The following is an 18371-nucleotide window of genomic DNA, read 5'->3' as shown; positions in this document are numbered from 1 at the left end:
ATTGGTATATTATAAAATGTTTTCTGTTTTATAACTTTAATTCTCCCATCCGAATAAGTTCAATTACTGCCTGGGCTCTTCCCTTAACACCTAGTTTTTGGATTGCGTTTGATATATGGTTACGAACAGTTTTTTCTGATATAAATAATTCCTCTGCTATTTCTTTCGTTGTTTTATCTTGAACTAGTATCTCAAATACCTCTTTTTCCCTCTTTGTTAGTATTTTGTTCTGCTTATATTCGTTTGAGTTGTTCAAATGGTACCCCTCCTTGCTGTCATTTGAGATGCAATCTGAAGGGAATTATTTAGTCACTATAACTTATGAAAAAAATGAAAATCAGTGCGTATAAAAGCCTTGGACGAACATCTATTTTTCCAAAAAAATATTTTCCTATGGTAAAATAGAGACGTTCGCACAAACAAATGAGGTGAAAAATTGGATCAGGCAATAGGAGTAATTGATTCAGGGGTTGGAGGACTTACTGTCGCCTATGAAATAATGCGCCAGTTACCGAATGAGGAAATCATTTATGTTGGAGATACGCTACGATGTCCATATGGTCCTCGGCCGAAACACGAAGTTATTCAATTTACTAAAGAAATGGTAAGCTTTTTACTAACTAAAAATATTAAAATGATCGTAGTTGCTTGTAATACAGCAACTGCATTTGCGTTAGATGAACTAAAAAAAGAACTTAACATTCCTGTGATTGGAGTCATTCAACCGGGTGCAAGGGCTGCAATAAAGGTTACAAAAAACAATAAAATTGGTATTATCGGTACAGAAGGAACTATAAACAGCAACGCTTATCCAAAAGCGTTATTACAAATAAATAGTGAATTAGATGTTACCGCCTTAGCTTGCCCGTTATTTGTGCCAATGGTAGAAAAAGGTATAATTTCAGGAGAACGAGCGAAAAAGGTTGTTGAGGATACATTGTTTCCGTTAAAGTTGTCAAACAGTATTGATACGCTTGTTTTAGGATGCACGCATTATCCATTACTTGAGGAAACAATCCAAGAGGTAATGGGAAAAACTGTTCAAACCATTTCTTCTAGTGCAGAAACAGCAAGGGAAACAAGTGTCATTTTAGAGATAAATCAACTTTTATATAAATACAATCGTGAACCAAATCATGGCTTTTATACGACAGGAGATATGGATGTTTTTAAGAAAATCTATCTGTCTATATTTAAGAAAAGTTTATGTGAAATGAACAAAATGAAATTTGAAAAAATAGTTTTGTAAATTTTAATATTCTCCCATTAGACGTTCATAATCATTAGCATTATTTGAAAACTTGGACGTATATATAATAGTACAACCATCAATGGGAGGGTGTTTAATGCAAAAGATCAAATTTCTGCACGTACAAGTATTGATTGTTTTAGTTCTTTTGTTAGGAGGCTGTTTAAAAGGCGAACAGACTTTTGAAGAAGTAGATGTTCCAGAAGACGTAACTATCGTTGACGAGGAAGGCGAGGAAACGGAAGGTGACGACCCTGCTAAAGAGGAAGAAGAGGTCATTGAATCAGACGAAACCGTGGCAAGAGAACTGTATTTAATCGATGCTAGCGGAATGGTGGTTCCACAAACATTAGAACTACCTAAAACGGAATCGGCCGCAACTCAAGCGCTTGAATACTTGGTGAAAGACGGACCAGTGACTGAAATGTTGCCTAATGGATTTCAGGCCGTATTACCTGCTGGCACCGAAATAATCGGTTTGAACTTAGAGGAAGATGGAACATTAATTGTGGATGTGTCGGAAGAATTTAAGAATTATGAGGCTGATGAAGAAGTAAAGATTCTTCAAGCGATGACACATACATTGACCCAGTTTGACAGTGTAAATAAGATAAAGCTTTGGATCAATGGAGAAAATTTAGATGAAATGCCAGTGAATGGGACCCCGCTTTCAGAAGGATATTCTAAGAGTAATGGTATAAATATTTATGTGAAAGATCAACCTAGTTTAATGCATAGTAAAGTAGTTACTGTCCATTATCCAAAACAATATAATGATAATCTTTATTTTGTGCCAATGACACAATACGTTAACGATGATAACGAAGATGTTTTTACAACGATTGTTGAAGCATTGATGGAAGGCCCTTCTTATGAAATTGAAGGACTTCATGTATTTAATGATAATACAACCTTATTAACTAAACCCGTTTTGAATGATGGTGTGTTACAATTGGAGTTTAGTAAAGAAATATTAAAAGATGAAGAAAAAGCAGTTATTGCAGATGATGTTGTTGAAACATTAGTAAGATCGCTTACCGAACAAGAGGATGTTGAAGCGGTTGATATTAAAGTAGAAAATATAGATAAAGTTGTGAGTGAAAATGGGACTACCTATGACAAGCCAGTAACCAAAAACGATATAATTAAATCCGAAAAAATGTAACAGTCAAATTTTTGTAGTATTAGGAGTGTAAATAATGGATACCAATAGACATGATATTAGACCAATTAACATAATACCTAACTTTGTCACTCATCCTGAAGGGTCGGTACTTATTGAATTAGGGAATACACGGGTAATTTGTAATGCAAGTATTGAAGATCGAGTGCCTCCATTTATGCGAGGACAAAATAAGGGATGGATTACAGCCGAATACGCTATGTTGCCAAGAGCAACAGAACAGCGAAATATTAGAGAGTCTTCTCGCGGTAAAGTAAGTGGAAGAACAATGGAAATACAGCGTTTGATTGGACGTGCACTACGTTCTGTGGTAAATCTTGACCTTATAGGTGAACGTACAATTTGGATTGATTGTGACGTTATCCAAGCTGACGGGGGTACCCGAACTGCTTCAATAACAGGGGCATTCGTCGCATTAGTGATTGCCTGTAACAAATTAATCGAAGAAGAAAAAATTGAAACATTTCCAATTACTGATTTTCTAGCAGCAATTTCAGTAGGAGTGTCTCCAACCGGTGAAATAAACTTAGACTTAAATTATGAACAAGATTCTACTGCAGATGTAGATATGAATATCGTTATGACAGGTGCAGGTGAATTTGTTGAAATTCAAGGAACTGGAGAGGAAGCAACATTTTCATACGATCAATTAGCATTAATGTTAGAAGCTGCACAAGAGGGGATAGAACAACTTTTTGCGGTACAAAAAGAAGTATTAGGGGATTTGGCTGAAAAAGTTGGAAGTCAGACGGATGAGGAAGAAGAAGAAAAGTGAAAGAAATTACTATTGCAACGAAGAATGAAGGAAAAGTAAAGGAATTTAAACAATTATTTGATCAATATGGTATTCAAGTAAAGTCTTTGAAAGATTTGGATACCGAGTTACCGGACGTTGAAGAAACAGGGGCAACTTTTCAGGAAAATGCACGATTAAAAGCAGAACAAATTTCAGCTATGATTGAAAAACCAGTCTTAGCTGATGATTCTGGATTAGTGATTGATGTACTTGGTGGGAAGCCAGGGGTTTATTCCGCACGATATGCTGGAGAACCGACGAATGATCTGTTAAATTATGAAAAAGTATTAAAAGAAATGGAAGATGTGCCAGAAAAAAAGCGTAGTGCACGCTTTATTTGTGTTTTAGCAATGGCTATTCCGGGCGAGAAAACGATTTTTAAAGAAGGTGCTTGTGAAGGGGTCATTACAACGAAACCAAAAGGTGAAAATGGATTTGGATATGATCCAATTTTTATACCGAATGGGTACAATAAAACGATGGCGGAATTAGATCAAAGTGTAAAAAATAAAATAAGTCATCGTTTTAATGCACTTATTCAACTAGAAACATGGTTGAACGAGGAAATAAACGCAGGTGAAAAAGATGAATAAGGTACTTATTGTAAGTGACAGTCACGGACTTACATCAGAACTAGAGACAATAAAAGAGCGACATCAAGTTTCTGAATATATTCATTGTGGAGATTCAGAACTCACTGCCGATGCCGCTCCTTTAAACGGCTATCAAGTTGTTAAAGGAAATTGTGATTGGCAAGGAGATTTTCAAGATGAGTTAATTGTAGAAAAAGCGGGACTTCGCTTTTTCATTACTCATGGTCATTTATTTGATGTGAAAACAACCTTGTTAAAATTACAATATCGAGCATTAGAAGTAAACGCAGATATCGTATGTTTTGGACATTCCCATATCGCTTATGCTGAAAAAATAGGTGAACAACTTTTTATTAATCCAGGGAGCATTCTGTTACCGAAGCATTTTAATGTACCTAGTTATGTTATTATAGAATGGGAAGAGCCTTTAGAAGTAATTGTTACATTTTATAGCGTTGAAGGTAAGGAAATTGCGACTTTTCCTTATAATAATAAATTTACAATAAAAAATTAACATTTTATGTTGACAAGTAAATAAATAATGCATATAATAGTTCTTGCGTTCGAAAAAAATGAATAAAAAATTGCGGGTGTAGTTTAGTGGTAAAACTCCAGCCTTCCAAGCTGATGTCGAGGGTTCGATTCCCTTCACCCGCTCCATTTTTTTGTCCCAGTAGCTCAGCTGGATAGAGCAACGGCCTTCTAAGCCGTCGGTCGGGCGTTCGAATCGCTCCTGGGACGTTTTGTAATAAAAGTTTGATAAGATTGTACGAAAAGCAAAACACCCTTAAATGTTGATATAATAACGTTTAAGGGTGTTTTTAATCTGTTAATTTTATTTCAGATGACGATTAGAAACGATTGGATTTTAAAACATTTTACCCATTTTTTACACAGCGAACATTGATGCAAAAATTTTTGAGGATGAGGCTTTCGAATCAATTTTTCATTTGTAATCGTTCTCAGCGCTATCGTGAGTTCTTTATTCAGTCAGAATACGATATAATAAAGAATGGGATTTTAATAGTTTTGTAGGATAAGGGTGAAATGGACGTGTCTAATAACTATACATCTAGAGTGGAAAAAAGACAGCAGAGGAAAAAATCCAATCAACATAAGAGAAGTTGGTGGAAGGTCCTTTTATTAAGTTTGGGTATAACTTTTGCTCTTATTGTTGGTGGAGGTGCAGTAACGGTTGCTGTTATGATTAGTGATGCACCGGAACTGAAGGAAAGCAATCTACAAATGCCGCAATCTACACGCATTTATGATGATGATGGAAAACAGGTTGATACTTTATTTCAAGAAGAAAACCGGATTAATGTTTCGATTGATGAGGTGCCAGATGTGATGAAGGCTGCAATTATTTCGATTGAAGATAAACGGTTTTATGATCATAACGGGATTGATTGGCGTCGTTTACTGGGTGCGGCTCGCAGTAATATTAAAAATGGTTGGGGTGCGGAAGGTGGTTCTACGCTTACCCAACAGGTTATTAAACGAACCGTTCTAAGTCCGGAAAAAACGCTGAAACGAAAGGTGCAGGAAGCGTGGCTTGCCCTGAAGTTGGAAAAGAAATACTCGAAAGATGAGATTCTTGAACTGTATTTAAATAATGTGTATTACGGTCATGGGGCTTATGGGATTAAGACGGCAGCGGTGACTTATTTTGGTGAAGAAGATCTTTCTCAATTAAGCATCTCTCAGGCTGCTCTTCTCGCTGGTTTACCTAATTCACCAAGTGCGACAGATCCATTCAAGCATCCCGACAAGGCAGAAGAAAGACGCGATAAGGTTTTGCAGTCAATGGTAGACAATGGGTTTATTAACAAAGAGGAGGTAGCTAAAGCTAAAGAGGAGTTGGTTGCTGATATCATTTTAAAAGAAGAGGAAAAGCAGGCGAATGATAATCCTTATAATGCTTATGTTGATGCTGTTTATGACCAGTTAGTAAAAGAAGAAAAGATTGTTTCAGAAGAGGAATTTTTCCAAGGTGGCTTGGAAATATATACACATCTTGATTCTGATGCGCAACAAGCTACGTACGATTTGCTTCATTCGGAAAATATTGCTTATCCAGATGATGATTTTGAAGCTGGTATTTCGTTAGTTGATACGGAGACAGGTGCTATTAAAGCGATTGGCGGAGGAAGAAATTTTAAGGCCATTCGCTATTCTAACTACGGATCCAATATTAAGCATCATCCAGGATCAACGATTAAACCGATTCTCGATTACGGACCGGCCATCGAACACTTAAAGTGGTCTACGTCACATATCTTGACAGATGAGCCATATGAATACAGTGATGGAACACCGATTAATGAGTGGGATGGTAAGTACTGGGGTAGCGTTTCGATTCGTAGGGCGCTAGAATGGTCAAGAAATATCCCTGCGTTAAAGGCATTTCAAGCCGTGGGAGCAGATAAGGCTCAGGCATTTGCTGCAGGAGTTGGCATTGAGATTGATCCGATTTATGAGTCAGCTGCTATCGGTGGTTTTGATGGTGTGTCTCCATTGCAGATGGCGGCGGCCTATGCTGCATTTGGAAATGGGGGGACGTATAATGAACCTTCCGCCGTTAAAAAGGTTGTTTTTCCTAACGGTAAAGAATGGGAACCTAATGTGATTTCTGAGAAGGCCATGGAGGACTATACGGCTTATATGATTACGGATATGCTTAAGACAGTCATGGCAAGTGGTACCGGAATGCAAGCTAATATTGAGGGGATTCCTGTCGCTGGAAAAACAGGATCAACAAATATTGATCAAACGGATCGTGAAAAATATGGTATTGCCGATGGTCTGCGTGATTCATGGTTTTCTGGTTATACCACTGAATATTCACTAACTGTTTGGACGGGGTACCCATCGATGAAGAATGAAAATGGGGATGTCCAGTACATTAAATATGATGGTACGCAGGATATTGCCAAACATCTTTTCCGCGAATTAATGTCTGAGGTGTCGTCATCAGATGTCAAAGATTTCGTGCAGCCGGACTCAGTTATTTCTATCGGTTCGGAACTAATGGTGCGCGGGGCTGAACCAGCAACACCTCCGGAGGTGCCATCAGACTCTTCTGATCAGAAGCAGATAGAAGAAGAACAGGATGAACAAGTAGACGAAGAGGAAGAAGAATACGAAGAACAGGAAGACGAGAATCAAGAAGAAAAAGAAGAAGATGAAGGTCAGGAAGTTGACGACGGCGATGACGGTAAACAAGACGAAGAAGATGAAGAACCGTCTGAACCTGACGAGGAACCAAGCGATCAAGATGGAGAAAATGATCAAAATAATGTCGGAGAGCAAGATAATGACAACGACGCCGAAAACGGAGGGTAAAAGACGATAATTAATCGGAATGAAATAGAATTAAAGGATAAATTAGCTGAAAAAGATACTTTATAAAATTGCAGTGCTTTTTCTAAGTTATGTGATAATGATAAAAGAGTGGAATCTCTATATGATAGGATTTCACTCTTTTTTATTGAATATAAAAGCCCAATGATATTGCCAGATTAATGTTAAAGTCGCTGCTCTCACTGTAACTCCACTGTATGTAATCAACAAATTGCCGAATTAATTTTCTGAAACAATGTTTCTGTTTTGGCCTATTATAACCTTGCACCTTTACATTTGCCCAAACATAGCATAGGAAATGAGGATGGGGGTGAATGTCTTGGCTGTAGTTCAAGCTACTGAAGAAGATGTGCAGCTTTTAGCGCGATTAATGAGAGCAGAAGCGGAAGGCGAAGGGGATCTTGGAATGCTCATGGTCGGAAATGTTGGTGTTAATCGCGTTAGAGGTGATTGTTTAGATTTTTCACAAATTACTACAATCAGAGATATGGTTTTCCAATCTCCGGGTGGCTTTGAAGCTACTCAAAAAGGATATTTTTATCAGCGGGCTCGTCCCAATGAAATACGATTAGCCAGACAGGTAATTAACGGGAATCGTTTTCATCCAGCAACTAATTCTTTATGGTTTTTTATGCCAGCAGGAGCATGCCCAGCGCAATGGTACAATCAATGGAATTCTGGTAGATTCAAATCCCATTGTTTTTATCATCCATCGGAATCTGAATGTGCATCAGTTTATTCGACATTTTAAGGAGGAAATGTAATGTATTGTTGTCAACAACCAATGTTTACAGGATGTATGCCAACTTGGCAAAATCAAGGATGGCAGGGCGGATTAGCAAACATGAATACTCAAATGATGGGTATGCCAATCATGCCAAATCAAAGTAATCAAATGCCAGATATGACATCTGTAATGCCTTTTCCACAAGGTAGTGAACAAACTTTACCAACTCAAAACATACAAACGCCGGGACAACTTCCTATCGAGCAATCGTATATTGAGAACATTTTGCGTTTAAATAGGGGAAAATTAGCGACCGTTTACATGTCATTTGATGGAGAAGGTGGAACGAGAACTCCTCAAGTGTTTACAGGGATTATTGAAGCGGCGGGTCGGGATCACATCATACTTAGTGACCCACAAACAGGAATGAGGTATTTACTTTTAATGGTATATCTTAATTATGTAACATTTGAAGAGGAAATTGAATACCGTAGTCCTCTCGGGCAAATGGCTACTTATTCCCCTCGTTAGTGTAGTGTCAATAATTTATTAGTAAAAATTGGAAAACTTGGCTTATCGCCAATCCTTGGCGAGAGTATGAGTTGCACTTACAGGTGATTGACGTGCTAGTGACTTACGCCTGAGACAAATCTTTACGGTGGGACGAACAAAAGTGCAGTCCCAGGACGCCTAAGCTTTTAGCCAGTGAGCGAGTCAAGAAAGTTTTCTTATCTGCTAAAAAAGACTCCCTATTCTTGGGAGTCCTCTAAACCTATTTTAATCAGTATCCTGATTGCTTCACTTCTTGTTCTGATCCGATTATCAGATTTGTATTCTTCAATTTTCTTGACCAAGTCTACCGGAAACATCACCATTAAATGGGTGGTTCTATCCTTAATAGCCATTTAGTCACCTCATATATAATATGGACTATAAACCTTATGAATGCAAGGACTCCAGCTTGTAGCATGTTTAGCTAAACCTCCAAGATTCATTAGCGCATATTTTTTGATTGAATTTTTTAGAATTGCCAAGCTGAATAAGCATATCTTTAAAATTTAATTTTTCCATCGTTCATTGTTAACAGAATTAACATGTATACGGCGTAAACTCCGAGATAAGCTCCGGTTATTAAAAAGAACGGATTAAGGAAAATTGCGTGGATCTTCGTCATAAAGACAGTTTTATCAATGATGATTTGATATACGGAAACTGCCGCGATGTCACCGAAAATAATGGCAGATATAATAGCAGTGAAGTTATAGAACCTTCCGAAACTCGAGTTCGCTCTATGTGAATAATACATGCCAATTGGAACAACTATGCTCAGTATAATTAAAATTATTTTCAAAATAACAAACCTCATTTCATCAATTCGTGTCTTTCTTAATTATTAACGAAAATCAAAATAATTAACCAAAAGGTATATTGTAATGGGGACATGTTATACTTATGTACAGATTAGAAATGAAAGGAGGAGTTTTCTATGGTAGAGTTACCAAATTGCCCAAAATGTAATTCGGAATATACATATGAAGACGGTCATTTAAAAATATGTCCTGAATGTGGACATGAATGGACAGACGAAATAAAGACAGATGAAACAGTAAAAATCACAAAAGATGCTCATGGTAATGAACTTCAAGATGGAGATAGTGTCACCGTTATAAAAGATTTAAAAGTAAAGGGAAGTTCCGTAGTAGTGAAACAAGGGACGAATATAAAAGGAATTCGAATAATTGAAGGTGACCACGACATTGACTGTCGTGTACCCGGCCATGGTAACATGCAATTGAAATCAGAGTTTCTTAAAAAGATATAAATGAAGGTCAGTGAAAATAAGGCAATTCGTCATAAGGCTTGCACTCACGAATCATAAGTGCAACATCAGCTGGCCACCGCCAGTTATGACTCTTTAGAAAGGTGACCAAGAACAGGCTTTTGCGCCTAACATCACGCAGACCTCTAGTGATGAGGGCATGTTTTCTTAACGAATGCCAAGTTTCTAATAAAAAAAGACTTATTAATCAGAATGTTTGTCCACTCAAAAATTTCAATCCTCCATATATTATTATTAAGGTCGGCCGGCTTTAATATTTATTAGGGGGTTACACTTATGTGTGATGATCGTGATCGGAGAAGACGTAGAGAGGTTAGATTTATTTGTGAGTGTCGTCGGGTAAGAGGAGATCATGACAGAGATCATGACAGAGACCGCGACAGAGATCGTGACAGAGGCTGTGGCAGAGACAGACATTGGTGTGGATGCCACAGATGTGAGCGCGACAGAGACCGCGACAGAGACCGCGACAGAGACCGAGATAGAGATAGAGATCGTGACAGAGACCGCGACAGAGATCGTTTCAGATGTAGATGCCGTGAAATTGACGACTAAACTTGTTGGAAAGAGCCCTAGTTTCAGGGCTCTTTTTATTGAGAAGATTATTTTTCTTATCAATCTATAATGATACATTTTGCTAAAACTCAAAAATACGTCTTTTGCTGAAGTCTCTTACTGTTCATACAACCATTTTTTATTAAGATTTAATTTATGGAATATCATTCATTATTTGTCCGTTCGAATCTTAATAAAAAAGTTTATAGGTACTAGTAGAAAAATGTTTTATTTATATAATTTTCGCTGCATATGTTTTTCACCGTTATAAGAAAAAAGGGTGATTTTATCTTCTACGTATGTTTCTAAATGGACGGATCTTCCCCAAAGTTCGTAAATATAGGAAAGAACTTTTTCTAAATAGAGTAAATCTAATTCTATACCTTCGTAACTATGGATCAAATATAATTCGCCATTTCGCAAATAATCTCCGTCTTCCACATAAATATATGGGAAACCGCCATTTACTCTTGCTGTAATTAATTGATCCCTTACTTCCTCATATTCTTTATCAGTAATTCGGTAGGCGCTACCTTGTTTTTGGAAAAGATACATGTCTTCTTGTTTAACAAGTTCTTTTGTTAAATAGTTTCGGATAAATGACGTATCCGACTCTATTTCCCGAACTTCAAAAATTTTTTTACGCCCGGAATTAGGTGTTACCCCAATTTCTTTCATTTCTTCTGTAGGATTATCATATCTTTTCTCGATATCTTCAAACATTTTTAACCCAAGATAATATGGGTTAATATACGTTTTTGACGGTTGAACAACACCAGCATTCAGTTTTGCAAATTCGATGGTTTCATCAGCCGTTAAATCCATCTCTCGTAAAATACGCTGGTGCCAATAAGATGCCCATCCCTCATTCATGATTTTAGTTTCCAGCTGAGGCCAAAAGTAGAGCATTTCCTCCCGCATCATCGTTAAAATATCCCGTTGCCAGTCATCTAAATGACGGCTATGTGCCTCAATAAATAATAATAAATCCTTTTCCGGCTTTGGAGGAATTTTTTTCTCTTGTTTTTTTGGTTCCTTCTCGGCTACTTGTTCATCTAATCCCCATAAATCGTCATACGGTGTTTTTGGTTTGGTACTCGCAGTTTCGTTTGACTGTTCTGTTTGTTGAGTTCTCCGCTTTGCTCTTGTAATGGATGGATCGATATGCTCCTGAATCGACAAAACGGCATCAAGAAATTTTTCGACCTCTTCTTTTCCATGAATCATTTCATAATGAGCAATTCGTTCTGCAGTTGCTGACATGCTATCGACCATATCGCGTCTTGTATTGGAAAATCGCACATTATTTTTAAAAAAATCACTGTGTGCAAGTACGTGGGCAATGATTAGTTTGTTTTGAATTAAACTATTTGTGTCGAGTAAAAATGCATAACAAGGATTTGAATTAATGACAAGCTCATAAATTTGACTGAGGCCTAAATCATAATGAAGTTTCATTTTATGAAATTGTTTGCCAAAACTCCAATGGGTAAATCTTGTCGGCATTCCATAAGCACCGAATGTATAAATGATATCAGCAGGACAAATTTCATATCGCATCGGAAAGAAATCCAGTCCAAATCCTTTGGCGATTTCAGTGATTTCCTCAATAGCAATATGAAGTTCTTTCATTTCATCCAAAGGTATTCCTCCTTCGTAAAAAACTTAGGCTATTCGCTATATTAGATGGCGAAGGCCTAAGTTGTTATCAAATTAAAATAAATGGCTTCATGTGGACGATTTCAATTAACAGTAACCTCTTCTTTACGAAAGAAACTTTTTAAGGCGTGGTATACATCCTGTTTTTCCTTTAAAATATAATGTCTGAACTTAGGGTTATCGATTCTACGATAGGCACTCATTAAAGTAGAATATCTTCTATATGCATTTACCTCTCCATATCCGAACATATTTGCAACTTCCATTATTTCTTCAATAAGCGTTAAACAATTAGGGTTATCGGAAGTTAAATTATCGCCATCTGAGAAATGAAATGGGTAAATATTATATCTACTCGGACTATATCGATCATCAATTAATTCCAATGCTTTTTCATAAGCTGAAGAACAAATCGTTCCACCACTTTCGCCTTTATAGAAAAACTCTTCCTCCGTGACCTCTCTTGCTTTTGTATGATGGGCAATAAATGCAATATCTACGGATTCATATTTAGTACGCAGAAATCTAGTCATCCAAAAGAAGAAACTTCTAGACATATATTTTTCGAAATTTCCCATAGAGCCACTAGTATCCATCATCGCTAGTACAACGGCATTTGATTCATGTTTTATTTCTTCATTCCAAGTTTTAAAACGTAAATCATCGTTTGAAATTGGTGCGATGGTTGCTTTACCTTCCGTCGCGTTTCTTTTTAAGGCGGATAATATCGTTCGTTTTTTATCGATATTACCCATCAGTCCTTTTTTCCGTATATCATTAAATTCAATTTTGCTTGTTTTAATTTCATTTGACTCTTTTTCTTTTAAATTTGGTAATTCTAATTCATTGAAAAGAATACCTTCAATTTCCGCTATAGAAACTTCAGCTTCATAATAATCAACGCCAGGTTCATCTCCGGCATTTTTACCTTTACCTGGTCCACTTCCTTGGCCAGAAGCTTGATCTGGGTCTTGAGCAACAACGTCTCCAATATTGCTGTCTCCGTCTCCTTGGCCAACATGTTTAGATTTTTCATGATTATATCGTATTTTATACTCATCTAAAGAACGGATTGGTATTTTAATGATATCTCGACCGTCCGATGTAACAATGCTTTCTTCACTAATCAAATCTGGTAAGTTGTTTTTAATCGCATCTTTTACTTTATCCATGTGACGTTGCTGGTCTTGATACCCTTTACGGTGGAGGGACCAGTTATCTTGGGAGATGACAAAACTATCTTTTTCATCCATTTTTTCTCCCTCCTACTATTAATAAGTTGTTATATTCTATGCATAGGGAATGAAATTATTGTCAATAAACATCTATCTAGGGTAATAAAAAGAAAAACAAGACTTCGTAACGAACTAGCCTTGTTTTTCTGTCAAGTTACCGATTTAATAAACTTCCAACATACTGCAATAGTTCATTGGCCGAGACGGAATTGTATCCATGTTCATCTATCAGTCTTGCAATTACTTCATTAATTTTCTTTAGCTGTGACTCATCAGGAGTTTTAGATGTTGTCGTTATTTTAACGACATCTTTTAGGTCTGCAAATAATTTTTTCTGAATCGCTTCTTTTAATCGTTGATGGGAATTATAATCAAACTTTTTACCTTTTCTAGCGTATACGGAAATCCGGATTAAAATTTCTTCACGGAAAGCCTTTTTAGCATTTTCTGAAATCCCAATTTGTTCTTCAATGGAACGCATTAATTTTTCATTTGGACTCATTTCTTCTCCAGTTAAAGGATCTTTTAATTTATTGTTGTTACAGTATGCTTCAACATTATCGAGATAATTGTCCATCAATGTTTTTGCTGATTCTTCGTAGGAGTAGACGAATGCTTTTTGTACTTCTTTCTTGGCAATTTCATCGTATTCCTTTCTTGCTACAGCAATATAATTTAAATATTCTTCCTTATCCTCCTGCGTAATAGAAGGGTGTTGGTCTAATCCTTCTTTTAAAGAACGTAAAACATCAAGTGCATTGATTGATTTTACTTCTTTTCGAATGATAGCAGAAGAAATCCGATTAATGACATATCGGGGATCAATACCAGTTAGCCCTTCATCAGGAAATTCATTTTTCAATTCGTCTACATTAATTTTATTTCCATCTTCAATATTTTCTCCGTCATATAAGCGCATTTTTTTAATTAAATCAATCCCTTGTTTTTTAGGTTTTTTCAGTCTAGTTAACACTGAAAAAATAGCTGCTACCTTTAACGCGTGTGGCGCAATATGAATATCTTTCATATCACTTTGTCGAATCATTTTATTGTAAATGCGTTCTTCATCACTAACTTTTAAGTTATAAGGTATCGGCATAACGATAATCCTAGAGTGGAGAGCTTCATTTTTCTTATTGGAAATAAATGCTCGATATTCAGCTTCGTTCGTATGAGCGACAATAAGTTCATCCGCTGAAATGAGCGCGAATCTGCCTGCTTTAAAATTTCCTTCTTGGGTTAATGATAATAAATGCCATAAAAATTTCTCATCACATTTTAGCATTTCTTGAAATTCCATCATCCCTCGATTGGCTTTATTTAATTCTCCGTCAAAACGGTATGCTCTTGGGTCTGATTCTGAACCATATTCTGCTATAGTAGAAAAATCGATACTGCCGGTTAAATCGGCGATATCTTGAGACTTGGGGTCTGATGGACTGAACGTTCCAATGCCAACTCGTTTGTCTTCTGAAAAGAAAATCCTTTCAACCATGACATCCTCTATCCGGCCATTATACTCTGTTTCTAAGCGCATCGTATTTAAAGGGGATAAACTTCCTTCAATCTGAATACCATATTCTTCGTAAAAATCATCTCGTAAATGATTTGGAATGAGATGAAGCGGGTCTTCATGCATCGGGCAACCTTTAATTGCATAAACCGCACCTTCGTCTGTTCGGGTATAGTTTTCAAGGCCTCGTTTTAATAGTGTTACAATGGTTGACTTACCACCACTTACTGGTCCCATCAATAAAAGAATTCGTTTTTTTACATCAAGTCTTTTCGCCGCTGGATGAAAATATTCTTCTACTAGCTTTTCCATGGCATCTTCAAGTCCGAATATTTCTTCGCCAAAAAAGTTATATGCTTTCTCGCCATTTTTTACGGTGATTCCAGCACTTTTGATCATATTGTAAACTCGTGAGTGGGCAGTTTGAGCAACCTCGGGCTGCTGTTTAACAATTTCTAAATACTCAGCAAACGTACCTTCCCATTTTAACCTCTCTTCTTCTTCACGGTGACTTTTTAGCTTATTTAAAATATCCATTTTTCATCCCTCCACCTAATCGAGGTTTATACAGCTTATGCAAAAGGAAAGGTATTGATGCAAGTATGTAGCTTTCTTATAATGAACAACGCGCAAGCGCCCGTTTAGCGGCGTATGTGCTGGACTGAACCGTAGGAGATAAAGGAAACACGGCGACCAAAGGGAATCGATGTTGACTTTCGCCCAAGGGCATAAGGGCGACTAAGCCTCTGTCTAAAGCCAATCGGCAAGTCTTCTTTATCGTGTCGTGAGGTGAAGGAAGCACACTAGACGCTAGGAGCCGGACGTGGCTATTCTGGCAACGAAACCTATCCATAGCTAAAGAATTTTATAATTTCCTAAGCATCAATGAAAATATTAATAATCTTTTTAAAATACAATTGTTTTGGTGTCATTGGGGATGTACAATAAAAACAAATAAACAATTTTAGGAGGTCAGTGTGAAACTAAATTTTACAAAGATGCATGGTTGTGGGAATGATTTTATTATATTTGATAATCGCAATAATATTTTGGAACATAAAAACCTGCCCAAATTTATTAAAAGGATCTGTGAAAGGAAATTTAACATTGGTGCAAATGGGGTAATGTTCGTGGAAAAATCTAATACAGCTGATTTTACCTTACGTTATTTTAATGCCGATGGATCAGAAGGAGAGATGTGTGGAAATGGCGCTCGCTGTATTGCCCGATTTGCATATGTAAACGGTATCGTCGATAAAAACATGTCGTTTGATACGTTAGATGGTGAGTATAAAGCGAAAATTTTGGCGGATGGAAACGTAAAAATCTTTTTTCCTCCAATTGATATGAAAGATATTTTGTTTCATCAAACATTGTTACTTGATAAAGAAGCGATCTGTTATCATTTCGGTTCTGTCGGTGTTCCTCATACCATTGTTTATAGGGAAAAAATAGTTCAGATAAGTGATGAAAAGTTCATTCAGTGGGCAAGCCGTATAAGAAATCATAAAAATTTTCCGAAAGGGACCAATGTAAATATTGTTCAAATTGATAACAAACATCAAATTAGCGTGAGAACATACGAGAGAGGGGTGGAGGAGGAAACGTTCGCATGTGGATCAGGGGCAACTGCCTCGGCAATTATTTCTACAGTTTTACATAAAACAAAACCACCTGTTCAAGTCAAAACAAGGGGAGGAGATCTATTGATTAATTTTACAATCGATCAAGACAGAATTGAACATATTTCGCTAACCGGCAATGCGGTTATTGTTTATGAAGGGACGCTTAACGAAGTGTTTTAAAAATATAAATATGCGAGGAGTTGTGAATATGAAAGATAAATTGCAAGCTTATCGGTTTCCTATTATTTTATTAACATCCATTATTATAGGCTCTATTATTGGTTTAGTATTTGGCGAAAAAGCTAACGTCATCAAACCACTAGGAGATATTTTTATTAATTTATTATTTATGGTCGTTATTCCTCTCGTCTTTTTTTCTATTTCATCAGCAATTGCTAATATGGATAGTATGAGAAGACTAGGGAAAATAATGGGCTCAATGATGACGGTTTTTATTTTGACGGGAATTATCTCTTCCGTATTTATGCTAGTTGCAATTCTTTTGTTCTCTCCGGGCGGAGGTGTTGATATTCCTTTAGAAACTCCGGACGATGTAGAAAGTGTTACATTATCGGAACAGCTCGTAAATACATTTACAGTACCAGAATTTGTCGATTTATTTTCGAGATCTAATATGCTCGCATTAATTATTTTCTCCGTTCTTGTTGGTGTATCGACCGGATTAGTTGGGGAACAAGGAAGGCCATTTGCTAAATTTTTATCAGGTGGCTCTGAAGTATTTATGAAAGTAGTACAAATTATTATGTATTATGCCCCGATCGGATTAGGTGCTTATTTTGCCTCACTAATCGGTGAATTTGGAACTGCGTTGATAGGGGATTATGCAAAAGCAATTATTATTTATTATCCTGTTTCAATCTTATATTTCTTTATTGGATTTACATTTTATGCTTTTATTGCTGGTGGAAAGGAAGGGATCATCCGTTTTTGGAAAAATATATTAGCTCCTGCTGCAACAGCACTAGGAACTGGAAGCAGTGTAGCAACTATACCAGTGAATTTACAGGCAGCGCAGCGAATCGGTGTGCCAAAGGATATTCGCGAGACAGTTTTACCGCTTGGTGCAACAATTCATATGGACGGGTCTTGTCTATCTGCCATGTTAAAAATTGCTTTTGTATTTGGAGTATTTAATATGGACTTTTCAGGGATTGGCACATTCATTACAGCAATTGGAATATGTTTATTATCGGGTATTGTAATGAGTGGAATTCCAGGTGGCGGTTTTATTGGGGAAATGATGATTGTAACTTTATATGGACTGCCGATTCAAGCATTACCGATTATTTCAGCTATTGGTGTTGTCGTGGATCCGCCAGCGACGATGGTAAACTCAACTGGTGATACCGTGGCGAGTATGGTAGTGACGAGACATTTGGATGGGAAAGAATGGATAGAAGTAGCGGAGGTCGAATAAGGAGTGTTTAGGGAGGCTAAGATAGACCAAATTTTATAAAAAGCCGAATCTAAAAAGTGCACATTCCTCACTAGTAAAAATGCATGCTAATAATAAGCGATCAGTTACGCTCTAAGTGGGGGATGTCACTAATTCATATAGGTATAGGAAGTACGACAAAGAATGGGAGCTGAAAACATTTTTTTCATAATTGAAATTTCAAAAGTAATTTATAGTACACAATTAAATGTATGATAACTTTTCGGTTGAGTATTTTTGACAAAGTTATGTCGAATATGTAAAGAATCAAAAGCTTGTTTGAACAATCTGTCGTTATATGGTATGTTCATTATAAGGACTTGTAATATTCTGTTTCTTTACTTGATTGATAGATTAAAAGGTTCTTGTAAATCTTTTGTCAAGTATTAGCTTATTTGCGACAAATTGTTGTGAAAAAAGGAAACAGCTAACAAAATTTAATGATGGAGGAGATTGATTCATGGCACAACCAAGGTATATTACGGACATTGATCAAATCACACAAATACCTGAAGAAGAGCGTGAAAAATTAAAAGCGATTACAGACAAGTTTGTCTTTCGGGTAAATGATTATTAT

The 18371-nt window shown here is 36.7% G+C and carries 16 protein-coding genes, 2 tRNA genes and 1 pseudogene; 15 read left to right on the top strand and 4 right to left on the bottom strand.

From position 1 onward, the window contains the following. Positions 1 to 28: 28 nt before the first annotated feature. The gene (locus tag ACPYKA_RS08890; RefSeq protein ID WP_336263916.1) at positions 29 to 223 is read right to left on the bottom strand and encodes a helix-turn-helix domain-containing protein; all 195 of its coding nucleotides are present in this window, start codon (positions 221 to 223) and stop codon (positions 29 to 31) included. Positions 224 to 436: 213 nt separating this feature from the next. Here ACPYKA_RS08890 and racE point away from each other — a divergent pair, with 213 nt between their 5' ends. The 12 genes from racE (at position 437) to ACPYKA_RS08830 (ending at position 10376) form a co-directional block, all read left to right on the top strand. Then, positions 437 to 1249, top strand: a complete 813-nt coding sequence (gene racE, locus ACPYKA_RS08885; RefSeq protein ID WP_479541952.1) for a glutamate racemase — start codon at positions 437 to 439, stop codon at positions 1247 to 1249. Positions 1250 to 1346: 97 nt separating this feature from the next. Then, the gene (locus tag ACPYKA_RS08880) at positions 1347 to 2414 is read left to right on the top strand and encodes a GerMN domain-containing protein (RefSeq protein WP_479541951.1); all 1068 of its coding nucleotides are present in this window, start codon (positions 1347 to 1349) and stop codon (positions 2412 to 2414) included. Between the two features lie 34 nt (positions 2415 to 2448). Next, on the top strand, positions 2449 to 3207 hold the full coding sequence (rph, locus tag ACPYKA_RS08875) for a ribonuclease PH (protein ID WP_479541950.1): 759 nt from the start codon (positions 2449 to 2451) through the stop codon (positions 3205 to 3207). Next, positions 3204 to 3821 (top strand): XTP/dITP diphosphatase, encoded by a 618-nt coding sequence (locus tag ACPYKA_RS08870; RefSeq protein WP_479541949.1) that lies wholly within the window; start codon positions 3204 to 3206, stop codon positions 3819 to 3821. Before rph ends, ACPYKA_RS08870 begins: the two co-directional genes overlap by 4 nt. After that, on the top strand, positions 3814 to 4335 hold the full coding sequence (locus ACPYKA_RS08865; protein WP_479541948.1) for a metallophosphoesterase: 522 nt from the start codon (positions 3814 to 3816) through the stop codon (positions 4333 to 4335). Before ACPYKA_RS08870 ends, ACPYKA_RS08865 begins: the two co-directional genes overlap by 8 nt. A 72-nt stretch (positions 4336 to 4407) precedes the next feature. Next, positions 4408 to 4481: transfer RNA gene (locus tag ACPYKA_RS08860), tRNA-Gly, on the top strand. Between the two features lie 7 nt (positions 4482 to 4488). Then, a tRNA-Arg gene (locus tag ACPYKA_RS08855) sits at positions 4489 to 4562 on the top strand. Positions 4563 to 4868: 306 nt separating this feature from the next. Further along, on the top strand, positions 4869 to 7166 hold the full coding sequence (locus ACPYKA_RS08850; protein WP_479541947.1) for a transglycosylase domain-containing protein: 2298 nt from the start codon (positions 4869 to 4871) through the stop codon (positions 7164 to 7166). 337 nt (positions 7167 to 7503) lie between these two features. Beyond that, a complete protein-coding gene (locus ACPYKA_RS08845) occupies positions 7504 to 7935 on the top strand; it encodes a cell wall hydrolase (protein ID WP_479541946.1) in 432 nt (143 codons plus the stop codon). Positions 7936 to 7947: 12 nt separating this feature from the next. Continuing rightward, positions 7948 to 8442 carry a spore coat protein GerQ gene (gene gerQ, locus ACPYKA_RS08840; protein WP_479541945.1) on the top strand — a complete coding sequence of 165 codons (495 nt, stop codon included), beginning with the start codon at positions 7948 to 7950 and terminating at the stop codon, positions 8440 to 8442. A 955-nt stretch (positions 8443 to 9397) separates the two neighbouring features. Then, positions 9398 to 9733, top strand: a complete 336-nt coding sequence (locus ACPYKA_RS08835) for a zinc ribbon domain-containing protein YjdM (RefSeq protein ID WP_479541944.1) — start codon at positions 9398 to 9400, stop codon at positions 9731 to 9733. A gap of 370 nt (positions 9734 to 10103) precedes the next feature. Next, complete coding sequence (locus tag ACPYKA_RS08830) at positions 10104 to 10376, top strand: hypothetical protein (RefSeq protein ID WP_479541943.1); 273 nt, start codon at positions 10104 to 10106, stop codon at positions 10374 to 10376. Positions 10377 to 10534: 158 nt separating this feature from the next. Here the strand turns inward: ACPYKA_RS08830 and ACPYKA_RS08825 are convergent, their stop codons facing one another. The 3 genes from ACPYKA_RS08825 to ACPYKA_RS08815 all read right to left on the bottom strand — a co-directional run bounded on the left by ACPYKA_RS08825 (position 10535) and on the right by ACPYKA_RS08815 (position 15250). Then, a complete protein-coding gene (locus tag ACPYKA_RS08825) occupies positions 10535 to 11938 on the bottom strand; it encodes a SpoVR family protein (RefSeq protein ID WP_479541953.1) in 1404 nt (467 codons plus the stop codon). 110 nt (positions 11939 to 12048) lie between these two features. Then, on the bottom strand, positions 12049 to 13218 hold the full coding sequence (yhbH, locus tag ACPYKA_RS08820) for a sporulation protein YhbH (RefSeq protein WP_479541942.1): 1170 nt from the start codon (positions 13216 to 13218) through the stop codon (positions 12049 to 12051). 136 nt (positions 13219 to 13354) lie between these two features. Then, on the bottom strand, positions 13355 to 15250 hold the full coding sequence (locus ACPYKA_RS08815; protein ID WP_479541941.1) for a PrkA family serine protein kinase: 1896 nt from the start codon (positions 15248 to 15250) through the stop codon (positions 13355 to 13357). Between the two features lie 440 nt (positions 15251 to 15690). Here ACPYKA_RS08815 and dapF point away from each other — a divergent pair, with 440 nt between their 5' ends. The 3 genes and pseudogenes from dapF to ACPYKA_RS08800 form a co-directional block, all read left to right on the top strand. Next, the gene (gene dapF / locus ACPYKA_RS08810; protein ID WP_479541940.1) at positions 15691 to 16518 is read left to right on the top strand and encodes a diaminopimelate epimerase; all 828 of its coding nucleotides are present in this window, start codon (positions 15691 to 15693) and stop codon (positions 16516 to 16518) included. Positions 16519 to 16546: 28 nt separating this feature from the next. Beyond that, the gene (locus ACPYKA_RS08805; protein ID WP_479541939.1) at positions 16547 to 17776 is read left to right on the top strand and encodes a dicarboxylate/amino acid:cation symporter; all 1230 of its coding nucleotides are present in this window, start codon (positions 16547 to 16549) and stop codon (positions 17774 to 17776) included. A gap of 478 nt (positions 17777 to 18254) precedes the next feature. Beyond that, positions 18255 to 18371, top strand: a pseudogene (locus ACPYKA_RS08800) (KamA family radical SAM protein); the annotation flags it as partial.

The organism is Pseudogracilibacillus amylolyticus (SeqCode) (genome assembly GCF_051918545.1).
Lineage (GTDB): Bacteria > Bacillota > Bacilli > Bacillales > Amphibacillaceae > Pseudogracilibacillus.
This window is presented reverse-complemented; position numbering and strand designations above follow the sequence as displayed.

What these genes read in the sequence shown, in the direction of transcription:
- ACPYKA_RS08880 (WP_479541951.1), top strand. Translation starts at nt 1,347, where the DNA reads ATGCAAAAGATCAAATTTCTGCACGTACAAGTATTGATTGTTTTAGTT.
- rph (WP_479541950.1), top strand. Translation starts at nt 2,449, where the DNA reads ATGGATACCAATAGACATGATATTAGACCAATTAACATAATACCTAAC.
- ACPYKA_RS08865 (WP_479541948.1), top strand. Translation starts at nt 3,814, where the DNA reads ATGAATAAGGTACTTATTGTAAGTGACAGTCACGGACTTACATCAGAA.
- ACPYKA_RS08850 (WP_479541947.1), top strand. Translation starts at nt 4,869, where the DNA reads ATGGACGTGTCTAATAACTATACATCTAGAGTGGAAAAAAGACAGCAG.
- gerQ (WP_479541945.1), top strand. Translation starts at nt 7,948, where the DNA reads ATGTATTGTTGTCAACAACCAATGTTTACAGGATGTATGCCAACTTGG.
- ACPYKA_RS08835 (WP_479541944.1), top strand. Translation starts at nt 9,398, where the DNA reads ATGGTAGAGTTACCAAATTGCCCAAAATGTAATTCGGAATATACATAT.
- ACPYKA_RS08830 (WP_479541943.1), top strand. Translation starts at nt 10,104, where the DNA reads ATGACAGAGATCATGACAGAGACCGCGACAGAGATCGTGACAGAGGCT.
- ACPYKA_RS08825 (WP_479541953.1), bottom strand. Translation starts at nt 11,938, where the DNA reads ATGAAAGAACTTCATATTGCTATTGAGGAAATCACTGAAATCGCCAAA.
- yhbH (WP_479541942.1), bottom strand. Translation starts at nt 13,218, where the DNA reads ATGGATGAAAAAGATAGTTTTGTCATCTCCCAAGATAACTGGTCCCTC.
- ACPYKA_RS08815 (WP_479541941.1), bottom strand. Translation starts at nt 15,250, where the DNA reads ATGGATATTTTAAATAAGCTAAAAAGTCACCGTGAAGAAGAAGAGAGG.
- ACPYKA_RS08805 (WP_479541939.1), top strand. Translation starts at nt 16,547, where the DNA reads ATGAAAGATAAATTGCAAGCTTATCGGTTTCCTATTATTTTATTAACA.